Below are 15,944 nucleotides of genomic sequence, written 5' to 3' on the forward strand. Positions count from 1 at the left end.
GCGGTCGCGGCGTCCGGCCGTCCGGGAGGGGTGACGGCTATGACCCACGAGCACGGAGACCACCGGAGTCAGCAACAGCGGCCACACCGGTCGGGCCCACCCACCTGGTGGCACGACCTGCGGCACCGCCTCGGCCACCTGTTCGGTCCACATCCACACGACACCGTCGACAGGGTGGACACCGCCCTGGAGTCGTCCCGGGCCGGGCTGCGCGCGCTCTGGATCTCGCTGGCCGTCCTCGGTGTCACCGCCGGACTACAGGCGCTGGTCGTGACCTGGTCCGGTTCGGTGGCGCTGCTCGGCGACACCCTGCACAACGTCGCCGACGCGCTGACGGCGGTACCCCTGGGAATCGCCTTCCTCCTCGGGCGCCGCGCCGCGACCCGCGCCTACACCTACGGCTACGGCCGCGCCGAGGATCTCGCCGGGATCGCCATCGTCGCCACCATCGCCGGCTCCGCCGCCTTCGCCGGCTACGAGGCGGTCCGCCGGCTGCTGGACCCGCAGGACGTCCGGCACCTGCCCTACGTCGCCGCCGCCGCGCTCATCGGCTTTCTCGGCAACGAACTGGTCGCCCGCTACCGCGTCGCGGTCGGCCGGCGCATCGGTTCCGCCGCCCTGGTCGCCGACGGGCTGCACGCCCGCGCCGACGGGTTCACCTCGCTGGCCGTGCTGCTCGGCGCCGGCGGTGCCGCGCTGGGCTGGCGGTGGGCGGATCCGGTGGTCGGCCTGCTGATCACGCTCGCCATCCTGCTGGTGCTCAAGGACGCGGCACGGGAGGTCTACCGGCGGCTGATGGACGCCGTCGACCCAGGGCTGGTCGACCGGGCCGAGGCGACCCTGCTCGCCGTGCCCGGCGTCCGGCAGGTGACGGCGGTACGGCTGCGCTGGATCGGCCACCGGCTGCACGCCGAGGCGACGCTGGTGGTCGACGCCGAGCTGACCCTGCTCCAGGCCCACGAGGTCGCCGCCGACGCCGAGCACCAGCTCAGCCACGCCGTACCGCGGCTCGGCGGTGCCACCCTGCACACCGATCCGGCGAGCCACCCCGGCGACCACCACCACGCCGAACTGTCGCACCGGCGGCGGGGCAGCACGGAGGGCCGGCCCGTACCGTCGACCGGAAGCGGCCGGTCATGACGGCCGTTCGGCGACCGCGCCGGCTCGGCCCGGCGGGTCGACGGCTGCCGGGGCGGCTTCGTCCGGCGGGTCGACGGCTGTCGCGGCGGCCTCGTCCGGCGGGTCGACGGCCGGGGTGGTCCGGTGGGGCGGCCGGTCCAGGGCCGCCAGCTGCTCACGGGACTCGGCCCGCTCGGGCACGCCGAGCAGCCGGTGCAGGTCGTGCGCGGAGCGCCAGTGCGTGCGGGCGCGTCCGCCGTCACCGGTCGCCCGGTACGCCCGGCCCAGCCCGGCGTGCGCCCGGGCCTGCTCGTACGCCTCGCCGATCTCCGTGGCCAGGGTGAGCGCGGCGGTGTGCTGCGTCCGGGCCGGATCCGGGCGGCCGAGCAGGTGCAGCGCCTCGCCGAGGCTGTTGGTCACCGACGCCTCGCCGGCCGGGTCACCGACCCGGCGCAGCAACGCGAGCGCCTGCTCCACCAGGCTCAGCGCCGATTCCCGGTCGCCCTGAAGCAGGTGTACCCGGCCGAGGCCGTCCAGCGCGAGCGCCTGGCCGGGCTGGTCACCGACCGTTTCGAAGAGGGTGAGCGCCCGCCGGTATCGGCCGGCGGCGGTGCGCGGCCGCCCGCCGCGCAGATGCAGCTCGCCGATGCTGGTCAGCGCGTACGCCTCGCCGGTGGCGTCCGCGATCCGCCGGCAGATGAGCAGGGAGGTACGCAGGTGCACACCCGCCTCGCGGTAGTTGCCCTGCCGCAGCAGGACGTGGCCGAGGTTGCCGCCGGCCCGTGCCTCGCCGGCCGGATCGCCGGCCCGTTGGCAGAGCAGCAGGGCGGCCCGCAGCGCCTCGACCGCCTCGTCGTAGCGGCCCTGGCGCTGCTGGACGTCACCGAGATTGCCCAGCGCCCGGGCCTCACCGGCGCTGTCGCCGCTGCGCCGGCTCAGCGTGACCGCCGCACGCAGCCGGTCGATCGACGGACCGTAGCGGCCCTGCTGGACGTACATCACGGCCAGCCCGGTCAGCAGGTGCGCCTCGGTGACCCGGTCGCCGGTCGACCGGGCGGCGGTCAAGGCGTGCTCGTGCATCCGTTCGGCTTCGGCGAGATAGCCGCCGCTCTCCAGGTAGCGCAGCAGGGTCAGGGTCAGCCGTACCGCGTGTGCCGGCCGGCCGGACTCGGCGGCCCGTACCGTCGTGGCCACCAGGGTCGGCCGCTCGGCGTCCAGCCACTCCCGGGCGGCCTGCGGGTCCGGCATCGGCGGCAGGTCCGGCGTCGGCGGCAGGTCCGGCGTGTGCGGCAGGTCCGGCGTCGGCGGCAGGTCCGGCGACATCGTCGCCGGCTCGTCGGCCGGAGATCGCCCGGCCGGAGGATGTTCGGCCGGAGAATGTCCGGCGGGAGAATGCCCGGCCGGTGGGGTGCCGTCGGCAGGCCGTCCGGCCGGTTGCTGGCGGGCCGGTGAGCGGCGGTACCGTTCCGCCGGATAGAGCGTGTCGATCGCCGCCGTCGTGGCGGAGAGTTCGTAGTCGAGGAGGCGGTCCACGGCGGCGTCGGTCGCCGCGACCGGCTCGTCGGCAGCCGCCCGCTCGGTGGCGTAGGCGCGGAGCAGGTCGTGGAAGCTGTACCGGTGGTCGCCCGCCGGCTGCACGAGGTTGGCCCGGGCGAGCGTGTCGAGCAGCTGCCGGGCCGGTTCCGGCTCGGCGTCGAAGAGGGCCGCCGCGGCGTACCGGTCGACGTCCGGCCCGGGGTGCGCCCCCAGCATCCGGAAGGCCCGCGCCGCCGCAGCCGGCAGTTGCTGGTACGACCAGGAGAGCACCGCCCGCACGCCGGTGCGCGGGTCACCGCCCGCGTCGAGCAGCCGGAGCCGCTGCTGCTGGTCGGCCAGCTCGGCGACGAGCACCGCCAGCGGGGCGGTCGGTCGGGTGAGCACGAGTTCGGCGGCGACCCGCAACGCCAGCGGCAGATGGGCGCAGCGGTCGGCCAGGGCGGCGGCGGCGGTGGACTCCCGGGCCACCCGGTCACCGAGGGTGCGCCAGAGCAGCTCGACGGAGTCCGAGCGGGAGAGCAGCCCGAGTTCGATCCGGTCCGCGCCGTCCCTGGCGACCAGTCCGGCGAGGGTGTCCCGACTGGTCACCAGCGCCGCGCAGGCGGCGCTGCCCGGTAGCAGCGGGCGGGCCTGTTCCACGGACGCGGCGTTGTCCAGGACGACCAGCATCTGCCGGCCGGCCAGCTCGCTGCGGTACCGGGCGGCGCACTCGTCGAGGTCGAACGGCACCTCGGCGCCGGGCACGCCGAGCGCCCGGAGGAATCCGGCCAGCGCCTCCTGTGGTGGCACCGGCCGGTCGACGTCGTAGCCACGGAGGTTCACGTAGAGCTGCCCGTCGGGAAACATCTGCCGGGCGAGGTGCCCCCAGTGCAGTGCCACGGCCGTCTTGCCGACCCCCGCGGTACCGGAGAGCACCACCACCGGCACGGTCGAGGGACCCGGCCGCCCGTCGGTGCCGGAGCGGAGCAGGAGCTTGTCCAGCAGGGAGAGCTCGGTCGAGCGGCCGGTGAAGCCCGGCACGTCCGCCGGCAGCTGTGCGGGCACGACCGGCGGCCCGCCCGGCCTTCCCGGCCCGCCGCGCGGACCGGCGCCGGTCGCCGCCCCTGCCGGCCCCACGGTCGCAGCGGCGGTCCCGGCCGCCGTTGCGGCCACGGTTCCGGTCTCGTCGGCGCCGAGCGCGGCCCGGTAGGCGCCGACCAGTCCGGGACCGGGCTCGACCCCCAACTCCTCGACGAGCCGCCACCGAGCCGCGCGGAAGACCTCGGCCGCCCGGTCCCGGCGACCCAACGCGTGGTACGCCCGGATCAGCACCCCCTGGGCGACCTCGTCGAGCGGGCTGCTCGCCGCCACCTCCTCCAGCGCCGGCAGCACGTCCGCCGTCCCGCCGAGGGCGATCATCACCTCGCCGTACCGGCGTACCGCGATCCGGCGTTCCTCGGCCAGTGCGACGACCCGCGGATGCCCTGCCAGCACCGGGACGTCGACCAGCGGCGCGGCACGCCACAGCGCGAGCGCCCGCTGCCACAGCCGCACCGAGCCGGAGAGGTCGTCGCGGCGGTGTGCCTCGGCGGCCGCCCGGGCGAGGTCGCGGAAGAGACACAGGTCGAGGTTGCGGGCGGGTACGCCCACCGCGTACCCGTCGCCGACCCGGGGCAGCACGAGGCTGGCGCTGTGCGTCCGGCGGCCCGGCTCCAGCAGCCGGCGCAGGTTCTTGACGTGCGTCTGGATGACGTTCGTGGCGGTCGGCGGCAGCCGGCCCTCCGGCCAGAGCGCGTCGATGATCTCGGCGCGGGGAATCGGCCGGCCACCGGCGAGCGCGAGCAGGCCGAGTACGGCCCGTTGACCGGGCGAGGAGAAGACGATCTGGTGTCCGCCGCGCCAGGCCCGTACCGAGCCGAGGATCTCCACCCGCACCACGTCGACGCCGCCGTCGCCGTCGGTGCCTTCCCGGATCACGACCATGCCGCCCCCATGGCTATCAGGGTGGCGTCCGGTGCATACCGAGGCAAGGGCCCAACGGCGCTGCCGGGCATCCGACATCTCGCGGTGTCGTGCGGTCTTCCCGGCCCTGGCTCTGGCCGGTGCCGCGGCCGGAATCCGCACGGCCGGAATCCGCGGAGTGGCCGGTCCGCCGTACCGGCCATTCCTGGTTCAGCGGTAGACGCGTACGTAGTCGACGAGCATCCGGGACGGGAACGGCGTGGTCGAGTCGACCGGCCCGGGGAAGTCACCGCCGACGGCGAGGTTCAGGATGAGATAGAAGGGATGGTCGAAGACCCACGGGCCGCGGGTCGACTCCACCGTCTCCTTGCTGGCGTAGAAGACCGTCTGGCCGTCCACCTTGAACGTGACACCCCGGCTGTCCCACTCCGCGGCCCAGACGTGGAAGCCGGCGGAGAAGTCGACACCGCCCGGTGCCGGATACCTCTGCCCGTAGCCGCCACCGCCGTTGTACTGCGGCGCGTGCAGCGTCGAGTATCCCTCCAGGGTGTTCCGACCGAGCACCTCCATGATGTCGATCTCCCCGTTGTACGGCCACGGCCGTCCGGTGAGGAAGTCGGCGCCCATCATCCAGAACGCCGGCCAGAGGCCGTTGCCCTTCGGCACCTGGATCCGGGCCTCGATCCGGCCGTACTGGACGTGGAATTTGTTGCCGGTGTTCATCCGGTGCGAGGTGTAGTCGCGCCCGCCGGCGGTCTGCCGACGTGCCTCGATCACCAGAGCGCCGCTGCCGTTCATCGAGGCGTTCTCGTTGTCGGTGTAGTACTGGATCTCGTTGTTCTGCCCGGTGCCGGGGTCGATCGTCCACTTCGCCGGGTCGGGCCTGCTGCCGGCGGGACCGTTGAACTCGTCGCTCCAGACCAGGGTGGTGGCCGGGAACGTCGGGTCCGGTGGCATCGCGGGCGGGGGCGTCGGGTTGCCGCCGGTGCCGTAGACCTTGAACTCGTAGAGCGAGTAGCCGTACGGGCCGACCCGGGCGGTGCCGTACATCCGGACGTACCGGCCGGTGCCGGTGACGTTCAGCGTCTCCTTGAAGCCCCGGCCACTGGTGGTGGAGTAGACCGGGGTCCAGGTGCTGGCGTTCGGCGAGACCTGGATCTGGTAGGAGGTCGCGTAGGCCGGGTCCCACTGCAGCACCACCTGGGTGATGGTGGCGGTGGCACCGAGGTCGACGTAGATCCAGCCGGGGTCGACCCATCCGGTGGTGGCGCTGGTCGCCCACCGGCTGGCCGGATCGTTGTCGAAGGCCCGCGCGGGTACGCATTCGAAGCAGGTGCCGTCGTTCTGGTTGCTGGAGGCGACCGCCGCCTTGGCGTACGACAGAAGCACGCTGCCGCCCGGCGGCGGGGTCGTCGGTGGTGGAGTGGTCGGCGGGGGAGTCGTCGGTGGTGGAGTGGTCGGTGGTGGAGTGGTTGGCGGCGGTGTCGTCGGGCCGCCGCCGGTGTGCACCGCGAACTCCCAGAGCGAGTAGCCCCACGAGGTCGCCCGGGCGGTGCCGTACATCCGGACGTAGCGGCCGGAGCCGGCGACGGTGAGGCTCTGCGTCCCGCCGGTGCCGTTGGTGGTGGTGTGCACAGTGGTCCAGGTCGTACCGTCAATCGAGGTCTGGATCTGGAACGCCGAGGCGTGCGCGGCCTCCCAGGTGAGGGTGACCCCGCAGACCGACTGATTACTGCCGAGGTCGACCCGGAGCCACTGCGGGTCGGCGGCGGCGCTGGCCCACCGGGTGCCGGTGTTGCCGTCCACCGCCGCCGAGGCCGGATAGGCGGCCGACTCGGTGGAGGAGGCGGTCGCCGGCCGGCCCTGTGCGGCGTTCGCGGTGCCGCAGTCGGTGCCGCCGGTCTCGCCGTAGACCTGGAATTCCCAGAGCGAGACGCCGTAGCCGGTGGCCCGTTGGGTGGCGTGCATCCGGACGTACCGGCCGGAGCCGGTGACGGCGATCTCCTGCCGCCCGCCGGTGCCGTTGGTGGTGGTGTGCACGGTCGTCCACGTCGAGCCGTTGGTGGAGGTCTGGATGGTGAAGGCGCTGGCGTAGGCAACCTCCCAGCTGAGCACGACCCGGCTGACCGGGGTGACGGTGCCGAGGTCGACCTGCAACCACTGTGGATCGGCGAAGGCGCTCGACCAGCGGGTGCCGGTGTTGCCGTCGACGGCGGCCGACGCCGGCATGGCGGCGGACTGGACCGAGGAGGCGGTGGCCGGCCGGCCCTGCGACAGCAGGGTCTCGGCCGCACCGGCCGTGCTGGCGGAGACGGTCAGATATCCGGCGAGCAGGATCGGGACCGCGGCCGACGCGGCCAGCAGCCGCCATCGGCGTGGCCCGGCCGCGCGGCGGCGGGGCGGGGACAGAGCGCTGTTCATCGATGCTCCCTAGAGCGGAGGGGCCCGCAACGGTTTCGGCCCGGTTGCGGGCCGGTGGCGATTCGACTAAGAGAGCGCTCTCTCATCCCACTCTGCCATGTAAGGAAGGGCCCCCGCTACAACAGAAAACGATAAGCGGGGGCCCTTCCTTACACCTGGGGCAAAGGGTTAGGAGTCTTTACAGTAGAGCGACGGCTTCCTATCATTCGGCGGACGGCGGGCGCTCGTCCCGCCCGGCCGGAGCAGGAGGGCGTGATATGACGACGCCGGACCGACGGAGAACAGGATCCCGCGACGGGCGTACGGGGCGCAGCGCCGCGACCCGGCCCGGCCGGGCGGCCCTCGCGGTCGTCCTCACCGTACAGACGGCGCTGCTCGCCGGTCAGGTCGCCGGCCCGGTCGCACCCGCGACGGCCGCCGCACCTGGCGGGGCGGCCCGGATCGTCCCGGTCCCGGCCAGCGCCGAAGCCGTGCCGGGGGAGACCTTCACGCTCGCCCCGCGAGCCCGGATCGTGCTGGCTCCGGGCGCCGGCCCGGAGGTCGGCGGCGTCGCCGACGAGCTGGCGGAACTGCTGCGCCCCGCGACCGGCTATCCGCTGCCGGTCACCAACGCCGGGGCGGCGCGCTCCGGCGACCTCGAACTGCGCCTGGTCCCCGCCGCCGAACTCGGCGACGAGGGCTACCGGCTCGACGTGACCGCCGGGGGCGTACGCCTGGCGGCCGCCCGCCCGGCCGGCCTCTTCTACGGGGTGCAGACGCTGCGCCAGCTGCTGCCGCCGTGGATCGAGAGCCGCACCGTCCGTCCCGGACCGTGGACCGTCGCCGGGGTACGGATCGAGGACGTGCCCCGGTACGCCTACCGGGGCGTCATGCTCGACATCGCCCGGCACTTCCAGCCGCCGGCCGTGGTGAAGCGGCTGGTCGACCAGGCTGCCGCATACAAGGTCAACACGCTGCACCTGCACGTCGGCGACGACCAGGGCTTCCGGATCGCCATCGACGGCCGGCCCGAGCTGACCGAGATCGGGGCGCAGTTCTCCATCGACAACGACCCCGGCGGCCACTGGACCCAGGCCGAGTACGTCGATGTCGTCGAGTACGCCGCCGCTCACTTCATGACCGTCATCCCCGAGGTCGACACTCCCGGCCACACCAACGCGATCATCATGTCGTACGCCGGACCCGAGGCCGACCCGGTGCTGCCGGACGTCAACTGCAGCAACCGCAACCCTCCGGTGTGGAACCTCACCGGAGCGGTCGGCTACAGCGCCCTCTGCCCGGAGAGCCCGCACACCTGGGAGATCCTCACCGACGTCGTGGCGCAGCTCAGCGCGCTCACCCCCGGCCCGTACTACCACTTCGGCGGCGACGAGGTGCCGGCGTCGATCCTCTCGCACGAGCGCTACGTCGACTTCGTCGACCGCAAGGCCGAGCTGGTCGCCGCGCACGGCAAGATCCCGGTCGGCTGGGCCGAGATCTCCCAGGCGAGCTTCGACCGGCCCGGCGCCGCCCCGGCGGTCGCCCAGTTCTGGAACAACGGCAACCCGGCCGGTGCCGGTGGCGACACGGCCCGGCGGGCCGTGCAGAAGGGCATGAAGGTCGTCATGTCCCCGGCCAACCACACCTACCTGGACATGCGGCAGTGGCCGGAGAGCCCGCTCGGGCTCGGCTGGGCCGGCATCCTGGACGTGTCGCACTTCTACCACTGGTCCGGCACCAGCAGCGACCCGGGCAGCTACATCCCGGCCCGGACGGTCGGCGGGGAGACGCTGCCGGCGGTGACCGACGCGGACATCCTCGGTGTCGAGTCGCCGATGTGGTCCGAGACGCTGCGCACCGGTGCCGACATCGAGTTCCAGGCCTTTCCCCGGCTGCCGGCGACGGCGGAGATCGGCTGGTCCCCGAACGTCCATCCGGAGCGCACCCTCGAATCCTTCGTCGACCGGATCGCCGGGCACGGCCTGCGCTGGCAGCTCGCCGGGCAGAACTTCCACACGTCGCCGCAGGTGCCGTGGCGGGTGGACGTCTCCGCGCCGGACGTGGCCAGCGACTCCCGTACGGTCGACGGCGCCCTCGCCTCGATCTCCGCGCCGGGCGCCGCACCGGACCAGGTGACCGCGACCGTGGACTGGGGTGACGGCAGTAGCTTCCCGGCCATCGTGCAGGGCACCTCCGGCACCGTCACCCGGGTCAACGGCCTCTACACCGCCACCGCCAGCCACCGGTACGCCCGCGACGGCGTCTACCGGGCCAGCGTTACGGTGACCCGTCCGGGCGGCGCCAGCAGCAGCACCGGGTTCACCGTCACCGTCGACACCTGCACCCGCACCGTGACCGGGCAGCACCGTGGCCCGCTGGTGGCCGGCGCCGGGGTGACCTGCCTGGCCGGCGCCACCGTCAGCGGCCCGGTCACGGTCCGGCCCGGCGGCGCGCTGATCGCCTCGGCGGCGTCGATCCGGGGCCCGGTGCAGGCGGCCGGGGCGTCCGGCGTGGAGCTGCTCGGCGGCTCGGTCGCCGGCCCGGTGACCCTCACCGGCACCACCGGGCAACTCGTCGTCGAGCGGGTCCGGGTCGACGGCCCGCTCGTCGTCACCGGCACCGACGCCGACACCGCGCCGTTGCTCGCCGGCAACACGGTCGCCGGCCCGCTGGTATGCACCGGCAACACCCCGGCGCCGTCCGACGGCGGCATACCCAACACGGTGCGGGGCCCGGCGACCGGGCAGTGCCGGGACCTGTAACCGGCCCGTAGCCAGACCTCTGCCCCCGGACCATCTCGGCCCCGGCCCGGGGGCAGGCTGCTCCACATGGCCTGGCAGGTCTTACTCCACGTAGGCCAGTTGCACCAGCGCGAGCCGGCGAGCTCGTCCAGACCTGGGACCCGAACTTCGGCTGCTCGCGCAGATCCTCACCGCGATGCCGGGGCCGGCGGCGGTCGGCGGGCCGCCGCAGATGGTCACGCGGCGCGCCTACCGGTACCGGCTCGCCGGTGGAGCGGGTGCCGATGACCGACCGGGACGGGCGCCGGATCCTCGGCGAGAACAACCGGCCCATCATGACCAGGGAACACACCTGCACGCGGCCCGACGGCAGCAAGGTGATCACCCAGGTCCACGCGGCCGGGCACCGGAGCCACCAGGTCCGGGCCGGCATCGCCCTGGCCCGGGAGGCGGGAGGCGTGGCGGTGGAGACACCTGGCAGCGCCGGTTCGTCGCCCGGTTCACCGCATCCGGCGACGTTCCGGGCTCACCGGAGGAACAGTGGCAACAGGCTGAGTGAGTTGACGGCGGTGTGCAGCGCGACGACGGCGACGACGTTGCGGTAGCGGGACCAGAGATAGCCGGCGAGGAGGCCGAATCCGCCGTTCCAGGCGAGCACCACCGCGACCGTCTCCCCGAGCGGACCGTCGCCGATCCGGTGGACGTGCATGGCGGCGAAGAGCAGTGAGGTGGCGACGACGGCGGGCCAGCGCCCGAGCAGCGCCTCCAGCCGGGTCTGCAGGAGCACCCGGTAGAAGATCTCCTCGGCGACGCTGGCGGTGAGGAAGGTCAGCAGCATGGCGGCGAGCAGGTAGAGCCGGTCGTAGTGGCGGTATCCGGAGACGTCGCCGGTGCCGGCCAGCGGGCTGTGGTAGAGCAGGTATGCCCAGCCGAGCAGGGCGGGGAGCGGGCCGAGCCAGTACCACCGGTCCGGCAGGGCACGCCGGTGCTCCCGGCCGCCCCGCCAGCTGGTCGGCCAGATCCGCAGCAGCAGCGCGGCGCCGCCGAAGAAGAGGGCGAGCTTGACCGGCCCGTACCAGATGCCGACGTCGACGGCGAGCACCAGGGCGGGAAGGAGCAGGGCGATCCCGACCAGCCCGGCGGCCTGCCGGGTGAGTGCGGGGCGCTCGGCGGGCCCGGCCGCCGCCAGCGCGGGGAGCCGGGGCGGCACGAGCCGGGCCAGCAGCAGGCCGGCGAGGGCGGCGGCGACGATCGCGGTCAGTGGCGTGGCCGGAGCCTCGGCGTCGGCGGAGGTGCGTACGTCGGTGCCGCCGGAGAGCGCCAGTGCCACCGGCGCGGCGAGCAGCAGCGCGAGCCCGACCCCGGTGAAGATCCTTCTCCCCATCGCCCCAGCGTGCCGTGCCCGACCGGCGTCTGCTTCCGCCGGGGTGACGATTTCCCCGTACACCCTTTGATGCACGGCGGTCCCGCATGCGGCTACCGCCGGGCCTCCGTCGGCTCTGCCTCCAGGCGGGCGGCGGTCAGCAGTAGCGGGGTGGTGATCCCGTGCCGGGCGGCCAGGTCGGCGAGGAGGCCGCCGAGCCAGCCGAGGGCGTCCGCCGACCACTCGGCCAGCGTCCCGTGGAAGGTCGCCCGGTACCGCGCCGGTCCATTCCAGAAGTGGTCCTCGAACGGAGGCCGCGACGCCAGCGGATCGTCGCCGCCTGGGTTGTCGCCGCCGGCTGGTTCGTCGTCGAGCGATAGCGACCCGCAGGCGAAGACCTCCTGCGCCGGCCGGCCCATCCGCTCCCGCATCCTCGGCGCCGCCGTGCGGATCGACGGGTCCTGGCCGCCGTCCAGGGTGACCCGCACCGGCGTGCTCGCCCGCGGGTCACCGCCGGTGAACCAGCCGGCGGTACGCAGCGCCGGCAGCTCGGCGTAGGCCGGCCGTGCCGAGGCGTCGATGCCCTGGACGGGCAGGAGCAGTTGCACCGCCCGCAGCCGCAGCTCCCCGATCCGGGCCACCGTGTCGGCGGCGCAGCGCAGGAAGGGCTGCACCGGCAGCGGCCGGTCGCCGGCCACCGGTTCGACGCCGACCTGGAACCAGGCGACCAGCGAGCTCTCGGGGAGGGCCAGCGGGTGGACCTGCCCGGCGTCGTTCATGCCCCACAGGCCCGGTGCGCCGGTCGGGCGTTCCTCGACGCCCCCGGCGGTGATCCGGACGGTCCCGCCGAGGTCGTCGAGCCAGCCCATCGCGAGCGACCTGTCGTGGAAGAGGATGTAGGCGTCCTGGGCGGTCTCCGGGTCACGCCACGGGTGTGGGCGCAACTCGCCGTAGAGCGCCGCGGACATGGTGCCGACGGGCCTGTGGAGGCCGGGCGCCAGGCCCGGCCGGGGCACTTCCCCACTCGTCACGCGTCCTCCTCGTCACGCCGCCGGACCATCACACCACGGTACGGATTCTCGGATCGGCCCGACGCCAACCTGGCCGGACATCAGCACCATGTCGGCATATCGAGGAATGTCACTCAGTGGGGTTCAGTGGACGTCCACGTGCCGTCCAGTTCATCTGGCTACGTTCTGTGTTGTCGATGACACGGACGGGGAGCCGAACAGTGCCAGACATCAGCGAGCCAGCGACGGATCCGGCTGGAATCGAAGAGATCCTCGGAGAGCTCGGTGCCGGCGCGCACGTCGTCGAGGTCACCGGCGAACCCGGCACCGGCCGGACGAGACTGCTGGCCGACATCGCGCGCCTGGCCCGGGTGCGGGAGATCCGGGTGTACCCCGTCGGGGCGCCCCCGTCGGCCGACGGCCCCCTGGTGATCGTGCTCGACGTGCCCGCCGCACCCGCTGCCGGGCCGAACCCACCCGCCGCGGTACGCCCGCGCCGGGGCCAGCGCCGGGCCGGCCGCCCGCTGCTGGCCGCGCTGACCAACCGGGAGCGGCAGGTCGCCGAGCTGGCCGGCGAGGGGCTCACCAACCGCGAGATCGCGGCCGCGCTCTTCGTCACGGAGAAGACCGTCGAGATGCACCTCACGCACGTCTTCGCCAAGCTCGACGTCCGCAACCGGGTCGGCCTGGCCCGGCGGCTGCACGCGACCGGCCGCGGCGAGTGACCGGTTACCGGTCCGGCGGTTACCGGTCCGGCGGTTACCGGCGTGCGGGATCCGCTGGGTGACCGGTTCACCAGCCCATCGCGACGGCGGCGACGAGGCCGCGCTTGTGCGTGATCGAGACGGTGACCTGCCCGACGCCGGCCCGTTCGGCGGCGGCCCTCGCCGCCCGGTGCAGGCGCACCTGGGGAGCGCCGCCCGGGCAGGAGGCCACGGCGACGTCGCGCGGCGCCACACCCTCGAACAGGCCGGTGCCGAGGACCTTCAGCACCGCCTCCTTGGCGGCGAACCGGCCGGCCAGGAACTCCCGCCGCCGCTGCGCCGACAACCCGTCCGCGTGTGCCAACTCGACCTCGGCGAAGGCGTACCGGGTGAACCAGGGCCGCCGGCCGAGCCGGTCCAACTCGTCGACGGCCATCAGGTCAATGCCGAGCCGCACGGCCGTTGCCGCTCGGCTCGGTTGTGGCGAGGAAGGTGCCCTTCAGCACGCCCCGGAAGACCGACATCCGGTGCAGGTTCGTGGTCCCCTCCATGATCTCGAAGGCACGTACGTCGCGGTAGATCTTCTCCAGCCAGGGATGCTCCACCAGCGCGGCCGGGCCGAGCAGCCGCGCGGCGAGCAGCGTGGCCTCCTCGGAGAGGCGGGCGGCCTGCGCCTTGGCGGCACCGAGCCGGTGACTGTTGATCGCCCCCCGGTCGACGTCGGCGGCGCCGCCGCGGATGAGCCGGCGGACCGCGGCGATCCGGTCCAGCACGTCGTCCAGGTGCAACCGGTCGAAGCCGGTGAGGGCCGGGCGCTGCGCCTGCACGTAGTCGCAGACGGCCTGGGCGCAGCCCAACGCCATGGCCGCGATGGTGGGCCGGGCCCGGTAGAGCACCTGGGTCGCGCCGTACAGGCCACGGCGGGTGCGGCGCAGGTGCGCGCCGAGCAGGTTCTCCGCCGGTATGCGGACCCGGTCGAACCGGATCCGGCTGATCCGGGCGCCCCGCAGGCCGACGGTCGGCAGCAGTTCCCCGGTGAAGCCGGGTGCGTCGGTCTCGACCAGGACCGCCTCGATGCCGAGCGGCCCAGGTGCCCGCCGGGCGAAGACGATGCCGAACTGGGCCCGGGCACCGTTGCCGATGTAGCACTTCTCGCCGTCGAGGATCCAACCGTCACCGTCCTCGGCCGGGGTGATCGTGGTGGTCAGCTCGGTGGCGGCGGAGCCCTTGGCCGGCTCGGTCAGCCCGAAGAAGGTGTGCTGCGGCTCGGCGACGAGCCGGTGGTAGTAGCGGTCGGCCTGCTCGGGGGTGGCCAGCACGTCGACGACCCCGCCGGAGAGGGCTGGCCCGGGGCTCGCCAGCCAGACGTTGGGGTCGCCGTAGGCGAGCCGCTCCCACGCCACGCTCTGCCCCAGCACCGTGCGGAGCAGGCCCACCAGGTTGGCCGGTGCCTCCGGACCGGGCCAGTACCGGGGCGGGATGGCGCAGAACCGGGAGAGCCGTACCCCGGGCCGGTCCAGGTGGTCGCCGATGGCGTCTGGATCGTGGTCGAGCAGCCGGCCCAGCTCCCGGAAGTCGGCGGAGACCTCGGCGCAGAACCCGTCGAGCTGGCGCAGGGTGTCGTCGAGCGGCTCAGGCATCGGAGTCCTCCGTGCGGGTTCGCGGGTCGGGCGTTCCGAGAGCCGGGTCGGGCGTGCCGGGAGCCGGGTCGGGCGTGCCGGGATGCAGGTAGAGGTTGCCGGTCACCTCGGCGAGATAGAGCTCACCGGCCGGGCCGTCGAGCAGGAAACCGGCGGCACCGAAGAGGTGGAGCACCGTGCGGCCGAGCCGGACCAGCCGCTGGTGCGTACGCCATCGGGCGGCCACGTCGGCACTGCGCCGCTCCGGCGGCATCGCCTCGTCCTCGCGCAGCGCCATCGCGATGTCGGCGAGCTGTGCCTGGACGAGCTGCCGGGCCAGCAGCGAGGCCCCTTCCGAGCTGCGCTCGCCGAGGTGGCGTACTGCCTCGTCGAAGGCGCGCCGCAGCACCGCCCGGTGCAGGTCGAGCAGCCCGGTGGCGAAGGCCGCGGCGACCTCGGCCGGTGCGGGTGGCCGCGGCCCCGGCAGCACCGCGAGGCCGAAGCGGTGCAACGGGGAGGGCTCGACCGAGGGCAGCGCCGTCACCGGGACCGCGACGTGGCCGGTCGGCGCGGGGACCGGCTCGCCGGAGCCGACCCGCCGGTGCAGCCCGTCCAGGGCGCGGGGATATCCGGTGACGCCGACGTGCGGGGTCAACGTACTGGTCACGGCGCTCTCCTCGGGGTCGGGGCGGTGCCGCGCAGCCGCAGCACGGCGGCCTGGCTCTGCCCGGTACGCGGATCGGTGTCGCAGAGCACCACGGACCGGTACGCGGCACCCCACTCCTCGTGGTGGCGGGCGAGGTCGAGCCAGACCCCGGTGCAGTACGGGCCCGGCGCGCCCCGGTGGATCGGCAGCCCGGTGGCGGCCAGCTCCCCGGCGTCCGCCCACGACCCGGCGACGAGCAGGGTCGAGTCGGGCTCCAGGCCGGCGGTGACGTGGCCGAGCAGGGCGCGCAGCGGGGTGCCCCGGGGCGCCATCCTCGTGCCGTGGAACTCGTACCGCCCGGCGTCGTCGAAGTAGAGCAGTGCCGCCGAGTTGGGCACCTTGTTCTCCTCGACGAACGGGTCGGGGTAGGCGTAGGTGTTCTGCTCGCAGACGATCAGGGCGAGAGTGCGGCACCGGCCGGATCGGGCGAAGGCGTCGGCCACCCGCAGCGCGGTGAACGGCGCCCGGAGCCCCTGCTCGGAGACGGCGAAGCAGTGGCTGCCGCCGCCCAGCAGATAGCTGACCCGCTGGGCGACGTGCTTGAGCGCGATCATGTCCGGCAGCCCGAAGGCGAAGACGAGCAGGTCGGGGCTGGTCAACCGGAACGGCAGCGCCCCGATCACGCTCTCGGCCAGCTCGGTGAAGCCGAGGTTGGCGCCCTGCCTGAGCCGCTCCTCGTCGCGCTGGATGCCGAACCGGACCAGCAGGTCCCGTTCGAAGATCGCGCAGTCGGGATCCGGCCGGTACGGGAGGCTGCCGGGCTCCAGCACCAGGGCGGCGGATGAGAGTGACAGCGGCATGGGAA

Annotated in this window: 11 protein-coding genes; 3 read left to right on the plus strand and 8 right to left on the minus strand. The window is 74.1% G+C overall.

What is annotated here, in order from left to right:
* Window positions 1-39: 39 nt before the first annotated feature.
* Window positions 40-1,140: a cation diffusion facilitator family transporter gene (locus ACN27G_RS09950; protein WP_421492493.1), complete on the plus strand. Its 1,101-nt coding sequence runs from the start codon at window positions 40-42 to the stop codon at window positions 1,138-1,140.
* Here the strand turns inward: ACN27G_RS09950 and ACN27G_RS09955 are convergent.
* Window positions 1,135-4,617 (minus strand): AfsR/SARP family transcriptional regulator, encoded by a 3,483-nt coding sequence (locus ACN27G_RS09955; RefSeq protein ID WP_421492494.1) that lies wholly within the window; start codon window positions 4,615-4,617, stop codon window positions 1,135-1,137. The genes ACN27G_RS09950 and ACN27G_RS09955 overlap by 6 nt on opposite strands.
* 189 nt (window positions 4,618-4,806) lie before the next feature.
* Entirely contained in the window at window positions 4,807-7,017 is a 2,211-nt protein-coding gene (locus ACN27G_RS09960) for a discoidin domain-containing protein (protein WP_421492495.1), read from the minus strand.
* A gap of 257 nt (window positions 7,018-7,274) precedes the next feature.
* Here ACN27G_RS09960 and ACN27G_RS09965 point away from each other — a divergent pair, with 257 nt between their 5' ends.
* Window positions 7,275-9,758: a family 20 glycosylhydrolase gene (locus ACN27G_RS09965; protein ID WP_421492496.1), complete on the plus strand. Its 2,484-nt coding sequence runs from the start codon at window positions 7,275-7,277 to the stop codon at window positions 9,756-9,758.
* Window positions 9,759-10,263: 505 nt separating this feature from the next.
* Here ACN27G_RS09965 and ACN27G_RS09970 read toward each other — a convergent pair.
* Together ACN27G_RS09970 and ACN27G_RS09975 are read right to left on the minus strand one after the other, a co-directional pair.
* Window positions 10,264-11,121, minus strand: coding sequence for a CPBP family intramembrane glutamic endopeptidase (locus tag ACN27G_RS09970; RefSeq protein ID WP_421492497.1), 858 nt, complete (start codon window positions 11,119-11,121; stop codon window positions 10,264-10,266).
* A 92-nt stretch (window positions 11,122-11,213) separates the two neighbouring features.
* Window positions 11,214-12,131, minus strand: a complete 918-nt coding sequence (locus tag ACN27G_RS09975) for a hypothetical protein (protein WP_421492498.1) — start codon at window positions 12,129-12,131, stop codon at window positions 11,214-11,216.
* 200 nt (window positions 12,132-12,331) lie between these two features.
* Between ACN27G_RS09975 and ACN27G_RS09980 the strand changes: the two genes are divergently transcribed.
* Window positions 12,332-12,835 (plus strand): helix-turn-helix transcriptional regulator, encoded by a 504-nt coding sequence (locus tag ACN27G_RS09980; RefSeq protein ID WP_421492499.1) that lies wholly within the window; start codon window positions 12,332-12,334, stop codon window positions 12,833-12,835.
* A gap of 67 nt (window positions 12,836-12,902) precedes the next feature.
* On the opposite strand, the gene ACN27G_RS09985 is transcribed toward ACN27G_RS09980, so the two are convergent.
* From ACN27G_RS09985 to ACN27G_RS10000, 4 genes are read right to left on the minus strand one after another with little or no spacing between them, the layout of a single operon-like run.
* Window positions 12,903-13,271, minus strand: a complete 369-nt coding sequence (locus tag ACN27G_RS09985) for a holo-ACP synthase (protein ID WP_421492500.1) — start codon at window positions 13,269-13,271, stop codon at window positions 12,903-12,905.
* Complete coding sequence (locus ACN27G_RS09990; RefSeq protein WP_421492501.1) at window positions 13,255-14,454, minus strand: acyl-CoA dehydrogenase family protein; 1,200 nt, start codon at window positions 14,452-14,454, stop codon at window positions 13,255-13,257. The genes ACN27G_RS09985 and ACN27G_RS09990 overlap by 17 nt, the downstream gene beginning before the upstream one ends.
* Window positions 14,447-15,100: an acyl-CoA dehydrogenase family protein gene (locus tag ACN27G_RS09995; RefSeq protein WP_421492502.1), complete on the minus strand. Its 654-nt coding sequence runs from the start codon at window positions 15,098-15,100 to the stop codon at window positions 14,447-14,449. The genes ACN27G_RS09990 and ACN27G_RS09995 overlap by 8 nt, the downstream gene beginning before the upstream one ends.
* Window positions 15,097-15,939: a hypothetical protein gene (locus ACN27G_RS10000; RefSeq protein ID WP_421492503.1), complete on the minus strand. Its 843-nt coding sequence runs from the start codon at window positions 15,937-15,939 to the stop codon at window positions 15,097-15,099. Before ACN27G_RS10000 ends, ACN27G_RS09995 begins: the two co-directional genes overlap by 4 nt.
* Window positions 15,940-15,944: the final 5 nt, after the last annotated feature.

The sequence above is a fragment of the Plantactinospora sp. WMMB334 genome (assembly GCF_049179095.1).
Lineage (GTDB): Bacteria > Actinomycetota > Actinomycetes > Mycobacteriales > Micromonosporaceae > Plantactinospora.